Origin of the sequence: Pseudomonas syringae (assembly GCF_000737245.1) — a bacterium.
Taxonomy (GTDB): domain Bacteria; phylum Pseudomonadota; class Gammaproteobacteria; order Pseudomonadales; family Pseudomonadaceae; genus Aquipseudomonas; species Aquipseudomonas syringae_J.
On record NZ_JPQU01000020.1, the window covers coordinates 63,495 to 78,026 of the forward strand.

Annotated in this window: 9 protein-coding genes; 4 read left to right on the top strand and 5 right to left on the bottom strand. The window is 57.3% G+C overall.

Annotated elements, in window-relative coordinates; genetic code table 11:
- Window positions 1-70: 70 nt before the first annotated feature.
- On the bottom strand, window positions 71-1,699 hold the full coding sequence (locus IV01_RS19735; RefSeq protein WP_032626648.1) for a 5-guanidino-2-oxopentanoate decarboxylase: 1,629 nt from the start codon (window positions 1,697-1,699) through the stop codon (window positions 71-73).
- A gap of 580 nt (window positions 1,700-2,279) precedes the next feature.
- Between IV01_RS19735 and IV01_RS19730 the strand changes: the two genes are divergently transcribed.
- Window positions 2,280-3,788: an MDR family MFS transporter gene (locus tag IV01_RS19730; protein WP_032626651.1), complete on the top strand. Its 1,509-nt coding sequence runs from the start codon at window positions 2,280-2,282 to the stop codon at window positions 3,786-3,788.
- A gap of 78 nt (window positions 3,789-3,866) precedes the next feature.
- On the opposite strand, the gene IV01_RS19725 is transcribed toward IV01_RS19730, so the two are convergent.
- From IV01_RS19725 to IV01_RS19715, 3 genes are all read right to left on the bottom strand, one after another.
- Complete coding sequence (locus IV01_RS19725) at window positions 3,867-4,712, bottom strand: cache domain-containing protein (protein WP_032626653.1); 846 nt, start codon at window positions 4,710-4,712, stop codon at window positions 3,867-3,869.
- Window positions 4,713-4,816: 104 nt separating this feature from the next.
- Window positions 4,817-5,950 (bottom strand): type VI immunity family protein, encoded by a 1,134-nt coding sequence (locus IV01_RS19720; RefSeq protein ID WP_032626656.1) that lies wholly within the window; start codon window positions 5,948-5,950, stop codon window positions 4,817-4,819.
- Window positions 5,951-6,244: 294 nt separating this feature from the next.
- Window positions 6,245-6,877 carry a TetR family transcriptional regulator gene (locus tag IV01_RS19715; RefSeq protein ID WP_032626658.1) on the bottom strand — a complete coding sequence of 211 codons (633 nt, stop codon included), beginning with the start codon at window positions 6,875-6,877 and terminating at the stop codon, window positions 6,245-6,247.
- Window positions 6,878-7,127: 250 nt separating this feature from the next.
- On the opposite strand from IV01_RS19715, the gene IV01_RS19710 reads away from it, so the two are divergent.
- Genes IV01_RS19710 through IV01_RS19700 form a run of 3 tightly spaced genes read left to right on the top strand, consistent with a single transcriptional unit; the run spans window position 7,128 to window position 12,895 of the window.
- Window positions 7,128-8,270, top strand: coding sequence for an efflux RND transporter periplasmic adaptor subunit (locus tag IV01_RS19710; protein WP_032626659.1), 1,143 nt, complete (start codon window positions 7,128-7,130; stop codon window positions 8,268-8,270).
- Between the two features lie 3 nt (window positions 8,271-8,273).
- Window positions 8,274-11,438 carry an efflux RND transporter permease subunit gene (locus IV01_RS19705; RefSeq protein ID WP_032626661.1) on the top strand — a complete coding sequence of 1,055 codons (3,165 nt, stop codon included), beginning with the start codon at window positions 8,274-8,276 and terminating at the stop codon, window positions 11,436-11,438.
- On the top strand, window positions 11,435-12,895 hold the full coding sequence (locus tag IV01_RS19700; RefSeq protein WP_032626663.1) for an AdeC/AdeK/OprM family multidrug efflux complex outer membrane factor: 1,461 nt from the start codon (window positions 11,435-11,437) through the stop codon (window positions 12,893-12,895). Before IV01_RS19705 ends, IV01_RS19700 begins: the two co-directional genes overlap by 4 nt.
- A 65-nt stretch (window positions 12,896-12,960) precedes the next feature.
- Here IV01_RS19700 and IV01_RS19695 read toward each other — a convergent pair whose 3' ends face one another.
- Window positions 12,961-14,250 (bottom strand): MFS family transporter, encoded by a 1,290-nt coding sequence (locus IV01_RS19695; protein WP_032626665.1) that lies wholly within the window; start codon window positions 14,248-14,250, stop codon window positions 12,961-12,963.
- Window positions 14,251-14,532: the final 282 nt, after the last annotated feature.

Consider the following 14,532-nt stretch of genomic DNA (forward strand, 5'->3'; position numbering starts at 1 on the left):
GCGACTAACCTGATATCTGTGGCGCCCTTATCGCGGGCAAGCACCGCTCCCACATGGACCGCGTACAGCCTTAGAACTCCGCCATCCACCCCCGCTGATCAATCTCGATCAACGTAGGCCCCGATCGCTCGTTGGCCGCACGCAGCGCCGCCTGCAATTCCTCAACAGCAGATACCGCTTCTGCGGCACAACCCAGCGCCTTGGCGACGCCGATGAAATCCGGGGTGTAGATATCCACGCCAATGGGCTCGATAGCGCGGTTGACCATGAACTTCTTGATCTCCTCGTAACCCTGGTTATTCCACAGCAGGATGATGATCGGAGTGCGCGCTTCCACTGCACTGGCCAGCTCCGGCAGGGTGAACTGCAAGCCACCATCGCCGATCAGGCAAGCTACCGGATTTCCTGCACCGGCATCGACACTGCCCAGCCAGGCGCCGATGGCCGCTGGCAAGGCGTAGCCGAGTGTTCCATAACCGGTCGAGGAGTTGAACCAGCGGCGTGGCTGCTCAAGATCCAGCGTCAGGTTGCCGGTGTACACCGGTTGGGTCGAGTCGCCCACGATCACGATGTTGGGCAGCACCTCCAGCACCGTCTGTAGAAACATCGTCTGTGCACGAGTCGCCGCGTCCCAGGAAAGGTCCAGGGTTTGGCGCAAAGCCGCCACGCGCTTGACTCCCCAATCGGCATTACCCTCGCAAAGGGTCTCCTGCTCCAGCGCGACCAGCAGAGCTTCGGCGGCAGTCTGCGCGTCAGATACCAGTGCCACTTTGGGTGGGAAGTTACGCACTGTCTGGTCAGGATCAATGTCGATGCGCAGCAGTGTGCCGGGGATTTTGAAATGGCCCTGGAAGGTAATGTCGTAATCGGTTTCTGCCAGTTCGGTGCCGATGGCCAGCACCACGTCCGCAGCTTCGATCAATTCACGTGCCGGATCGAGCGCTTGGGTAGAGCCCATCAACAACGAATGACCGGACGCCAGCATGCCTTTGGCATTGATCGTCAGGGCAACCGGCGCTTGCAGCAGCTCGGCAATCTCCCTTAAGGCAGTGGCCGCTTCGATAGCGCCGCCACCCGCCAGGATCAGCGGGCGTTTCGCGCTGGCGAGCAGTTTGCTCATTTGGCTGATGGCGGCTGGCGAGGGACCGGCGCGGCTGATGCTTACAGGCTCACTGTCGAGCAAGGCATCGGCATTCTCTACCAATACGTCCAGCGGAATTTCAATGTGCACTGGACGTGGGCGCCCAGCCTGAAACACGGCAAATGCCCGGGCCAGAACACTTGGTAACTCGGCGGCTGACATCAGGGTATGGGAGAACGCCGCAACCCCTGCCACCAGTGCGCCTTGCGCTGGCAGCTCATGCAGCTTGCCACGGCCGCCGCCCAACTGGCTGCGGGACTGAACGCTGGAGATGACCAGCATCGGGATCGAATCGGCATAGGCCTGGCCCATGGCGGTGGTGATGTTGGTCATTCCAGGGCCCGTAATGATGAAGCAGACCCCCGGCTTGCCGCTGGTGCGCGCATAGCCGTCAGCCATAAACCCTGCACCCTGCTCATGCCGCGGCGTGATATGCCTGATCGCCGAGCCCGCGAGGCCACGGTACAACTCCACGGTGTGCACGCCGGGAATGCCAAACACCTTCTCGACGCCATAAGCCTCAAGTAACTTCACCAACACTTCACCGCAGGTTGCCATCGCTGTTTTTCCTGATCGAATTTTGAGGTACTCATGCTTACTGGACGGATACCTTGCAGGAGCTGACCAAGGCTGCGAACAGTTTTTTGAGAAATACCGATTCGCAGCCTTCGGCAGCCCTACAGACACCCCCAATCCGAGATTAAACGGCGCTATAACTTTTCACACCATAGTGGCGAAAAGATATGCTTTTTGAGTCCTACGCTCTGCTTCTCCTCTACCTAGACTCCTGACAGTCCTGTTCAGAACTGCTCAGTAGTTGGGATGAGGTTAACCGAGATGAATATAAAAATAAGAAGGTGCTTGTCTGTAGTCGGTGTAGCTGCGGTTATTGCGCTTTATGCCACCAGCGCTTATCGGGTGGAAATGGCGCGCCAGGCTCCTAAACACGTTGCAGGTTGCAGCTTCGGCCACTGCGTTCCGGCCAATGCAACATTCAGTGCCTTGCGATGAGCCCGGGCTGAAGCGTTTAAGTCGCGAGAATTGCGTAAGGCAGCTATCGATTAGGAAGCTATCGGCTTAGACTGATCGCTTTCCTCCGTCGGCCTCGACGGGGTATCACTGTCGATCAGGTTCTGCCTTGACCAGTCTCAATCACACCACGCCGTCCATCCGCAGCGTTTTGTCTGCATTGATGATGGCGGTATTTCTCAGTGCTCTGGATCAGACGATCGTCGCCGTCTCGATGCCAGCCATCTCCGCCCAATTCAACGATTTCGACCTGCTGGCCTGGGTTATTTCCGCTTATATGGTGGCCTTGACCGTTGCCGTGCCCATCTACGGCAAGCTTGGTGACCTGTACGGGCGGCGAAAATTGATGCTGTTCGGGCTTGGGCTATTCACCTTGGCCTCGCTGTTCTGCGGGGCGGCGCAAAGCATGGAGCAACTGGTTCTGGCCAGGGTCCTTCAGGGGATTGGTGCGGGTGGCATGGTCTCGGTGAGCCAGGCGATCATCGGCGATCTTGTTCCTCCCCGGGAGCGTGGCCGTTATCAGGGCTACTTCAGCGGTATGTACGCGACCGCCAGTGTTGCCGGCCCGGTTCTGGGCGGCTTCATGACCGAGTACCTGTCGTGGCGCTGGGTGTTTCTGATCAACCTGCCACTGGGGCTGGGCGCCTGGTGGATCGCCAAACGCACCTTGCTCGGCCTGCCGGTCCCGCAAAGAAAGCCGATCATTGATTACCTGGGCACGATATTGATGATCGTCGGCCTGACCGCCCTGTTGCTGGGCATCACCGAGATTGGTCAAGGCCGTGGCTGGCGCGATCAGCAGGTGGTTATTCTGCTGGGTATCGCGTTGCTGGGCCTGGTGCTGTTCGTCCTTTACGAACGCCGCACGGTAGAGCCTTTGCTCCCGATGCATCTATTCGCCAACCGCAGTGCGGTGCTGTGCTGGTGCACGATTTTCTTCACCAGCTTCCAGGCGATCTCGCTGATCGTGCTGGTTCCGCTGCGTTTTCAGACCGTCACCGGCGGCGGCGCTGACAGCGCGGCCTTGCACCTTCTGCCCTTGGCGATGGGTATGCCCATGGGCGCCTTTTTCGCTGGCCGTCGCACCTCGCTGACCGGTCGCTACAAACCGATGATCCTGACCGGTGCGCTTTTAATGCCGTTGACCATTCTTGGCATGGCCTTCACCCCACCGCAATCGGTGGTGCTGACCAGCCTGTTCATGGTCCTGACCGGGATCGCCAGTGGGATGCAGTTCCCCACCTCGCTGGTCGGCACACAGAATTCCGTAGCTGTTCAGGACATGGGTGTCGCCACCAGCACCACCAATCTGTTCCGCTCGCTGGGGGGAGCGGTAGGTGTGGCCGTCATGTCTGCGCTGTTGCTGGCGATGCTGCAAAGCACTGGCCTCGGCCATATCAGCTCAGGTCCCATCGGTGGCGAGGGCGCATCCGGCAACGTTTTGATGGACAGTCTTAATGCCGCAAGCGGCCCGGCGTTGCAGACCCTGCGTGGGGAATTGGCGATGACCTTCAGGCACTTGATGATGATCAGCGCGGCGGTCTCACTGTTCGGACTGGCCGCCGCGCTGTGTATGCCCAATAACCTGTTGCGTGGGAAAGGCCACAAAGAGCTGTGAACAGCTCAGCTGTAAGCTTCAAGCTTCAAGCGAAGCAGTGCGTGCTAGCTTGTAGCTTGTAGCTTGTAGCTTGCAGCTCTAATGGTAATACCCCACCGCCACCAGGTAATTCCCCGCCTTACGCATATACGCGTGTTTGTTCTCCACCTTGCCGGTCACCGGGTTGCGCCAGCGGTATTCATATTCACCGGCGTTCTGCCTGGCGATCATCGCCAGCATGGGTTCACCCACTGGTTTGCCTTGGGGATCCTTGACCTTGTTGAAGTCGGTATTGATCAGTCGCAGATTGGTGCCGTGTGCCACGTAGCGTTTGCTGTTCAGGTCTACCACGAAAACATAGAGGTCATCCTGCAAAAAGCCACCCCGCAGGTTGTTGATTGCAACCAGAGTGCCCTTCTCATCCCGACTCAACCCGGCAACTGCTTTATCCAGCAGCGCCCTGGCTTGTTCAGGCGCCGCTCTGGGCATGTAATAGCCGACGGCCAGGATCCGTTCTGCGACGCGTTGAAAATAGACATGTTTGCGTTCGACCTTACCGTCCGCCCAGTTGTGCCAGCGGTACTCAGCCTGCTGGACGCCCTTCTCTTCGGGCGTCTTGAGCACATCCTTGAACGCTTGTTGCAGGTCAGGCTCCAGCACCTGAGAAACGTCTCGCCCGATCAACGCCACCGACGGGCCGCCACTGGCGAGCATGGTCCCGTGGGTATCGACCACAAAAACGTAGCGTTCGCCATCCACAAATTCTCCCTGGCGACTGAACTCGGCAAACGCCTTGTCGCCGACTTGCTGATAACGCGCGACGGCTTTTTCGAGCAGCGCCCTGGTGGCAGGCCCCTGCTCCGGGCTTTCAGCCCCCGCCCACGATTGGCCAAGCCAGGCACAACAGACAAAACCCAGTACCACGGACCTCAATGAAACCTGCATCGCGGACACCTCTTTTTTATATGTCTGGGCAGAGCTTAGACAATGGCCGGGCGATGCAGAATCATTCATGAGATAGAGTCACAGTATGGTCTGCCACCCTGAGGTCATTCCGGGTCCGCAGACCAGAACCACTGAGTGCGTTCCGCCTTGAGATGCTCAAAACCAGGCATGATTTCACCCTCGTTGAAAAAACGCCGGGATCGCGCCTTGGCATTGCTGAACCAGTATCCGGTCTGCGGACAGGGTTGGCCGGCCTTCACAGGCGGCTTGGGTTTTTCCTCAAAACGGTCGTACCACTGCAAGGTGGATTGCTCAGTAAAGCCCCTGCCCCGAATCGGATAAGGATGCAGGCAACCGGTAGTCCGTACTCGCACCGGTTCAAGTGCATTGTGCAGCGCTCTATACGCACGGGATGGCGCCTCGCCTTTATCGCCCAGCGAGGGCAGCAACCCGGTACGCACCAGCAATCCGGCGTCATAGCCTTGGAAAACAACATCGCTGTGGGCGCTGAGCTGGCGGCGCAAGCGATCATTGCCACCGAGCGTTTTGACGTATCGACTGCCCAGTACGGTGTACCAGCTGACGCCCTTGATTCGCTCAAGCAGGTACAGGCTTTCGAGATGCGGACCGGCATCGACCATCAGCCCGGTATGCTCCTGAGCGAAGCGATATTCCACCGGCAAATAACGCGCGTCGTCATCGGGCATGATGCACGCGAGGCCTCCATAGCCATGCTCGGTAAGCACTTGATCGCACAAAAACCTGAGCCAGCCTTCGTAAGTCCTGACGCCTCCGCTCTCCTCGAGCAAAGACCACGGCAAAATCATTTTCAGGCATGAGTGGTCGGTATCGTTCTGGCTTTTGCCTGCCCCCATCACAAACATCCGGTGGGTGGCCGCTTCAGCGGAGTCGGCACTGGAGATTGACCACAGAAGCGGCTCCTCCGCCGGGGACTCGAGGATCTGACGGCGACACGTCGCGAAACCGCTCGGCGACAGCTTGCGCAGGTGTTTATATGACTGCCATTTGAGAAATGGACGGAATGTCTCGTAGAAGCGGCTGAAGCAAACCTCCAGCCGTCGCCGGGTATCGGCCGTGTGGCCTTGCTTGAAATACAGTGTCGTCATCAATCCGAGGCGAACAAGTGGCACACCCCTTGCTGAAACAACTGTCAGTTGTTCAGCCTTTTGCCTGAGCTCAGCCAGGATCCTTACAATTTCAGATACAGTTTCTGACACGCTTTAAACTCCCCAGCAACCCACTCATGTGCTAACGGGGCGCAGAGTGAAGGGAGTTTCAGAAGGGAGCAATACGGTAAAGGCAGTTTGGGAAATCAGCTACAAAGTTCAAGAAGCGTCCTACTCACAGTTCACAGATTTCCGCGTTTACCGAACATTTTTTGTAAGACATAGTCGTAGTGGCATTGCGCCAAGAAGGTAAACGATGGGTAAACTGACTGGGCAGTCATCCATCACTTCGCTATAGATAGACAGGTAAACAGCAAAAGATTGCTAACAGAACTCAGCATGGGATTAATTCCGTAAAGCAGGACTCAGGCGCAACATGTCGAGCCCCGCCTCTACCCATTTTTCCGCCTGATCACTAATCGAATAGCTGTCGGGGATGAGTAGCCACTGACCGAGCATGCCATCGATGTATGCGTGCAATGAAATCGAAGCGCGCACCGTGTCCAGATCTGCAGGCAGTTGACCTTTGCGCACAGCGTTACTCAGGGCCAGACCGATTCGGTCGTTGCATTCAAGAGCACTCTCCTGCCGCTGGCGGCGGAAGTCACACATTTCATCGGTAAATTCACATTTATGAAACAGGATCTCATTGATGCGACGGGTTTTCGGATCCAGAGCAACTTCATGAAACAAATGAATGAGGAGATTCTTCATGCAGCCCAATGGATCGGCCTCGTCCTCGCTTTCGCTCGCCTTGGCCATCTCCTCCAAGGGCTCCTGGATGCTGTCCAGCATCGCCTGCACCAGGTCGGCCTTATTACTGAAGTGCCAGTAGATCGCGCCTCGCGTCACCCCAGCCAGGCTCGCGATATCCGCCAGAGTCGTGCGCGCCACCCCTCTCTCATAGAACGCCTTTTCAGCGGCCTCAAGAATAAGACTTCGGGTGACCTGAGCTTCCTCTTTGGTACGACGGACCATGGCATCAAAACCTCAATAAATATCCTCCAGGCTCCGAATGACGCGGGCTTGAAGCAAAAACGGGCGGCATTTGTATTGCCTTGTCCCGAACCTGTAATCCCCTGTCTGCGCGGCTTAGCGACGCAGAAATGGGTATTTACAAACAACCGTGAATGTAAGTATATTCATTAGCTTGCTACTAATCCAACCAGAATTTTTTATCCCTTCCAATTTTTCTTGAGCACTCAAGGCTCCAGACCCGAGGATCTTCATGCAATTCAAGCCAGCTGTTACCGTTCTGGTCACTGCCGTCGCCCTGGCCACACTGCTAAGCGGATGCGGTAAAAAGGAAGAAGCGGCAGCCCCTGCCGCACCACCTCCTCAGGTCGGCGTCGTTACCATCAAAGCTCAGCCTTATACGCTGACCACAGAACTGCCGGGCCGTACCACGGCCTACCGCATTGCCGAAGTCCGGCCGCAGGTCAACGGCATCATCCTCAAGCGCCTGTTTACCGAAGGTGCGGAAGTGAAAGCCGGTCAGCAGCTTTATCAGATCGACCCGGCGCTTTACGAAGCTACGGCCAACAGCGCCAGTGCGACGCTGCAATCAGCCAAATCACTGGCCGATCGCTATAAGCAATTGGTCAATGAACAGGCTGTCAGCCGTCAGGAATACGACAACGCGCGATCGACCACTCAGGAAGCTCAGGCTGCCCTGCAGACCGCTCAGATCAACCTGCGTTACACCAAGGTCATGGCGCCGATTTCCGGCCGCATCGGTCGCTCGGATGTGACCGAAGGTGCACTGGTGACCAACGGGCAGGCCAACGCGATGGCGACGATTCAGCAGCTGGATCCGATCTACGTTGACGTGACTCAATCGTCAGCTGAAATGCTCAAACTCAAGCGCGACCTGGAAACCGGCAAGCTGCAGAAAGCCGGTGATAACGCTGCTACGGTCAAACTGACCCTGGAAGATGGCAGTGAATACAGCAAACCAGGCAAGCTGGAGTTCTCGGAAGTCTCGGTAGACCAGGCCACTGGCTCGGTGACCTTGCGCGCCGTGTTCCCCAACCCTGATCACATCCTGTTGCCGGGTATGTTTGTCCACGCACAGCTTCAGGCTGGTGTCAGCGCCAAGGCGATCCTTGCTCCACAGCAAGGTGTGACCCGCGACCTCAAAGGCTCGCCGAGCGCTCTGGTGGTTAACAAAGACAACAAGGTTGAGCAACGTCAACTGGTCGCCAACCGTACCGCCGGTGCTTTCTGGCTGGTGGAAAAAGGCTTGAACGAGGGTGACCGCGTGATCACCGAAGGTCTGCAGTACGTCAAGCCAGGTGCTCAAGTGACCGTGAAGGATGCGGGTAACCTCACCGAAGCCCAGTCTGCCCCTGCCGCCGGCAAAGGTGAGTAATCGATGTCTAAATTCTTTATTGACCGCCCCATCTTTGCCTGGGTACTAGCCCTGGTGGTGATGCTGGTGGGTACGCTTTCGATCCTGAAACTACCGATCAACCAATACCCGGCCATTGCGCCGACCGCGATTGATATCCAGGTGACCTACCCAGGTGCCTCTGCACAAACCGTGCAGGACACTGTGGTGCAGATCATCGAGCAACAGCTCAACGGTATCGATAACCTGCGCTATGTTTCCTCGGACAGTAACTCCGACGGCAGCATGACCATCACCGTGACGTTCAACCAGGGCACCAACCCGGACACCGCCCAGGTTCAAGTCCAGAACAAGCTCAACCTGGCGACCCCGCTGCTGCCACAAGAAGTACAGCAACAGGGCTTGCGGGTTACCAAGTCAGTGAAGAACTTCCTGCTGGTGATCGGCGTTGTTGCCGAAGACGGCAGCGGTTTGACCCGGGAAGACTTGTCCAACTACATCGTATCCAACATCCAGGACCCGATCTCGCGGACCTCCGGTGTAGGTGACTTTCAGGTATTCGGTTCGCAGTACGCCATGCGTATCTGGCTGGACCCGGCCAAGCTCAACAACTTCCAGCTGACACCTGTGGAAGTGAGCGCGGCCATTAGCGCGCAAAACGTGCAGATCGCCACCGGTCAACTGGGCGGCTTGCCCGCCATGCCTGGCACACAGCTGAACGCCACGATCATCGGCAAGACCCGTCTGCAAACGGCCGAGCAGTTCGGCAACATTCTGCTCAAGGTCAACACCGACGGTTCGCAAGTGCGTTTGCATGATGTCGCGCGCATTGGTCTTGGCGGTCAGAACTACAGCATTGATGCACAGTTCAACGGCAAACCGGCTTCCGGCATGGCGATCAAACTGGCTTCCGGCGCCAACGCGCTGGACACTGCCAAGGCGATTCGGGCCACCGTTGCCAACCTGGAGCCCTTCTTCCCGCCCGGGATGAAAGTGGTTTACCCGTACGACACCACCCCTACGGTGACCGAGTCGATTTCCGGCGTTGTACACACCCTGATCGAAGCCATCGTGCTGGTGTTCCTGGTGATGTACCTGTTCCTGCAAAACCTGCGCGCGACCATCATCACCACGATGACCGTGCCAGTGGTATTGCTCGGCACGTTCGGCATCCTGGCGGCGTTCGGATTCACCATTAACACCCTGACCATGTTCGGCATGATTCTGGCCATCGGACTTTTGGTGGACGACGCCATCGTGGTGGTGGAGAACGTCGAGCGGGTGATGGCCGAGGAGCATCTATCGCCCAAAGAGGCGACGAAGAAATCCATGGCACAAATCCAGGGCGCACTGGTAGGTATCGCCATGGTGCTCTCGGCGGTACTGCTACCGATGGCATTCTTCGGCGGCTCCACGGGGGTTATTTATAAACAGTTCTCGATCACTATCGTTTCGGCGATGGCCCTGTCGGTTCTGGTTGCCTTGATCTTCACCCCGGCCTTGTGCGCCACCATGCTCAAGCCAATCGATCCGGAAAAACACGGCCAACCGAAAAAAGGTTTCTTTGGCTGGTTCAACCGCACGTTCGATCGCAGCGTCGTCAGCTACGAAAACGGCGTGAAGCGCATGGTCACTCACAAGTTGCCTGCGTTTATCGTTTACCTGGTGATCGTCGCTGGCATGATCTTCCTGTTCACCCGCATCCCGAGCGCGTTCCTGCCCGAAGAAGACCAGGGCGTGATCTTCGCTCAGGTTCAGACGCCGGCTGGCTCATCTGCGGAGCGAACGCAGAAAGTCATCGATGAAATGCGCGACTTCCTGCTAGACCCGGAAAACGGAGAAGGCGCAGGGGTTAAATCGGTATTCAGCGTCAACGGCTTCAACTTCGCCGGTCGTGGTCAGAGCTCGGGCCTTGCGTTCGTGATGCTCAAGCCGTGGGACGAGCGTGATTCGAATAACACCGTGTTCGAGATCGCCAAACGTGCCCAGGCGCACTTCTTCTCATTCCGCGATGCAATGGTGTATGCCGTCGTACCGCCTTCGGTACTGGAGCTGGGTAACGCCACCGGTTTTGACGTTTACCTGCAGGATCAGGGCGGCGTCGGTCACGAAAAACTGCTTGAGGCACGTAACCAGTTCCTCGGCATGGCGGCACAAAGCAAGATCCTGGCGGGCGTACGTCCAAACGGTCTGGGCGATGAGCCGCAGTACCAGCTCACCGTCGATGACGAGAAGGCGAGCGCTCTGGGCATTACCCTGGCGAACATCAACCAGACCTTGTCCATCGCGCTGGGTGGCAGCTACGTCAACGACTTCATCGACCGTGGTCGTGTGAAGAAGGTGTACGTGCAGGGTGAAGCATTTGCCCGTATGACCCCTGAAGACCTCAACAAGTGGTATGTGCGCAATAACTCCGGGACCATGGTGCCGCTGTCGGCCATTGCCAAAGGCGAATGGATCTACGGTTCGCCAAAACTGTCGCGCTATAACGGCGTAGCAGCAATGGAAATCCTGGGTACTCCTGCACCGGGCTACAGCTCGGGTCAAGCCATGGCGGAAGTCGAGGCCATTGCCAAGAAACTGCCTGCAGGGATCGGCTACGCGTTTACCGGCCTGTCCTTCGAAGAACGCCTGTCCGGCTCGCAAGCGCCTGCGTTGTATGCGCTGTCGATGCTGGTGGTGTTCCTCTGTCTGGCTGCTCTGTATGAAAGCTGGTCGATTCCGATCGCGGTCATGCTGGTGGTGCCACTCGGTGTCATCGGCGCATTGATGGCCACCAGCCTGCGCGGTCTGTCCAACGACGTGTTCTTCCAGGTGGGTTTGTTGACGACCATCGGATTGGCGGCGAAGAATGCGATCCTGATTGTCGAATTCGCCAAAGAGCTGCATGAACAGGGCAAGAGTCTGGTGGATGCGGCGATGGAAGCCTGTCGTATGCGTCTGCGTCCGATCATCATGACCTCTATGGCATTCATCCTCGGCGTTGTGCCGTTGGCGATCTCCACTGGCGCAGGTTCGGGTAGCCAACATGCAATCGGTACGGGCGTGATTGGCGGTATGATCACGGCCACCATTCTGGCGATCTTCTGGGTCCCGATGTTCTATGTTGCCGTGTCGTCGATGTTCAAAGGCAAAGACAAGGACAAGCAACACAAGTCCGAAATTTCACACGATGAGGCTGGCCAATGAGCAAGTCCCTGATCTCTCTGGCAGTCACTGCGGTCATCCTCAGTGGTTGCTCGTTGATCCCTGAATACAAGCAACCTGCAGCGCCGGTCGCCGCACAATACCCGCAAGGCCCGGCGTACTCGCCGGCCGAAGCGGCCAATGTCGCGGCAGCTGAACAAGGCTGGCGGCAGTTCTTCCGCGATCCGGCTCTGCAACAGCTGATCCAGACTTCGCTGGTCAATAACCGCGACCTGCGTGTCGCGGCGCTGAACATCGACGCCTACCGTGCGCAATATCGCATCCAGCGTGCCGACCTGTTCCCGGCTGTCTCGGCCGATGGCAGCGGCAGCCGTCAGCGGGTTCCGGCTGATCTGTCGACCTCTGGCCGATCAGGTATTACCAGCCAGTACTCGGCCACTCTGGGCATCAGCGCTTACGAACTCGATCTATTTGGTCGGGTTCGCAGCCTGAGCGAGCAAGCGTTGCAGACTTACTTCTCCAGTGAGGAAGCACGGCGCAGCACGCAGATCAGTCTGGTGGCCAATGTCGCCAATGCTTACCTGACCTGGCAGGCCGACAAAGAACTGCTCAAACTGACCGAAAACACCCTGAAGGCGTTCGAGGAAAGCTATCGACTGACCTCGCGAAGCAACGAAGTGGGGGTTTCTTCGGCACTGGACCTGAGCCAGGCACGCACCTCCGTGGAAAGCGCGCGGGTTGCATTGGCTCGCTACCAACGCCAGGTCGCACAGGATCAGAACAACCTGACGCTGCTGCTGGGTACCGGCATTCCAGGCAATCTGCCAGAAGCTCAACCACTGAGTGCCGACCTGTTGAGTGAAATGCCAGTGGGTATGCCGTCGGAGCTCTTGCAACGCCGTCCGGATATTCTCCAGGCAGAGCATCAGCTCAAGGCCGCTAACGCCAACATCGGCGCGGCACGAGCGGCGTTCTTCCCGAGTATCAGACTGACAGCCAATGCCGGTTCGATCAGCCCGGACCTGTCCGGCCTGTTCGATGGCGGCTCGGGCACCTGGTTGTTCCAGCCGAGCATCAACATACCGATCTTCAACGCCGGTAGCCTGCGTGCCAGCCTGGATTACTCGAAGATCCAGAAAGAGATCAGCGTCGCCAACTACGAGAAGGCGATTCAGACCGCTTTCCAGGAAGTGTCCGACGGACTGGCCTCGCGCAAGACTTACAACGAACAGTTGCAAGCCCAAAGCGATTTCGTCGGTGCCAACCAGGATTACTACCGTCTTGCAGAACGTCGTTACCGTATCGGTATCGACAGCAACTTGACCTTCCTGGATGCCCAGCGCTCGCTGTTCAGTGCTCAACAGTCGCTGATCACCGATCGCCTGTCCCAGCTCACCAGCGAGGTCAACCTGTACAAGGCCCTCGGCGGTGGTTGGTATGAGCAGACCGGACAGGCCAAGCCAGTCTCGCAAGAGAAGCCGTCAGTCCAGCTGTTCTGATACGCCGCTCAATAAAAAACCCACCTCATCGGTGGGTTTTTTTATACCTGTCTTAAAGCGTTTGGTTAGTGATCGTGATGCAGATATGCGGGCTGCTTGGGCAGACGCAGGCTGAACAAGAAGGCAATCGCCATCATGACGGTGACGTACCAGTAGAAGTTGTTCTCCATGCCCATGCTCTTCAGGTTGAGCGCCACGTACTCAGCGGAACCACCAAACACTGCGTTAGCCACCGCGTAGGCAAGGCCGACACCCAATGCTCGAACCTGTGGCGGAAACATCTCGGCTTTGACCAGACCGCTGATCGAGGTGTAGAAACTGACAATCGCCAGCGCCAGGGTGATCAGCAAAAAGGCAATGAACGGATTGGTGGTGGTCTTGAGGGTCATCAGGATTGGCACGGTACAAAGGGTACCCAGCGCGCCAAACCAAAGCATGGAATTACGCCGACCAATTTTGTCCGCCAGCATGCCGAACAGCGGCTGCATGCACATGTACAGGAACAGAGCGCCGGTCATGATGTAACTGGCGGTTTTCGGGTGCATGCCACCGGTGTTGACCAGGTATTTCTGCATGTACGTGGTGAAAGTGTAGAAAATCAGCGATCCGCCTGCGGTGTAACCCAGCACAGTAATGAACGCGGCTTTGTGATCGCGGAACAGGGCGCTGATGCTGCCGGCGTCCTTGTTATCACGCTGCTCGGCGGTGGTGGTTTCTTCCAGTGAGCGACGCAACAACAGCGAGATCACGGCGGCGATGGCACCGATGACAAAGGGAATCCTCCAGCCATAGGCGCGCAGCTCTTCAGTGCTCAAAAATTGCTGCAGGATCACTACCGTCAAGACTGCCAGCAATTGGCCGCCGATCAGCGTCACATACTGGAACGATGCAAAGAAACCGCGTTGTCCGCGCAAAGCCACTTCACTCATGTAAGTGGCCGTGGTGCCATATTCTCCACCCACCGACAAACCCTGAATCAGGCGTGCGAGCAACAGCAATGCAGGTGCCCAGGCACCAATCGACGCATACGTGGGCAAGCAGGCAATGATCAACGAACCACCGCACATCATGAGTACGGCAATCATCATCGAGTTCTTGCGGCCGTGCTTGTCAGCCACCCGGCCGAACAACCAGCCACCAATAGGGCGCATCAGAAACCCGGCAGCAAAGACGCCTGCGGTATTGAGCAATTGAACGGTGGGGTCATCCGAAGGGAAGAAGGCGGGGGCGAAATAAATCGCGCAAAACGCATAGACGTAGAAATCGAACCATTCGACCAGGTTGCCCGACGAGGCACCAACAATTGCGAAGATCCTCTTACTGCGCTCTTCACCCGTGTACTGCGTGGTTGTCATTATTTTTCCCTCATGGTGTGGAACAGATTCCAGGACACAATCTGTAACATACGACAGCCCGGATGTCTGTGGAATTCCCGATACACGTGGGGGTTGGCGATGCTTTGTTAAAACAATCCCTGTGGGAGATTCTATGTTCGTCTGCAATCCTGCAGGACCGGCTTTAGCCGGGAGGGCTGTACTTGCAGCGAAGGAGATGCAGCGACCGCACTCACGCGCTCCCTGCTAAAACCGGTCATACGGATCAAATTGATGCTGTGGGAGCGGTGCTTGCCCGCGACG

Bases quoted from the DNA above. Each gene is read 5' to 3' on its own strand.
- IV01_RS19705 (WP_032626661.1), top strand. From the start codon at position 8,274: ATGTCTAAATTCTTTATTGACCGCCCCATCTTTGCCTGGGTACTAGCC.
- IV01_RS19695 (WP_032626665.1), bottom strand. From the start codon at position 14,250: ATGACAACCACGCAGTACACGGGTGAAGAGCGCAGTAAGAGGATCTTC.
- IV01_RS19715 (WP_032626658.1), bottom strand. From the start codon at position 6,877: ATGGTCCGTCGTACCAAAGAGGAAGCTCAGGTCACCCGAAGTCTTATT.
- IV01_RS19700 (WP_032626663.1), top strand. From the start codon at position 11,435: ATGAGCAAGTCCCTGATCTCTCTGGCAGTCACTGCGGTCATCCTCAGT.
- IV01_RS19710 (WP_032626659.1), top strand. From the start codon at position 7,128: ATGCAATTCAAGCCAGCTGTTACCGTTCTGGTCACTGCCGTCGCCCTG.
- IV01_RS19725 (WP_032626653.1), bottom strand. From the start codon at position 4,712: ATGCAGGTTTCATTGAGGTCCGTGGTACTGGGTTTTGTCTGTTGTGCC.
- IV01_RS19735 (WP_032626648.1), bottom strand. From the start codon at position 1,699: ATGGCAACCTGCGGTGAAGTGTTGGTGAAGTTACTTGAGGCTTATGGC.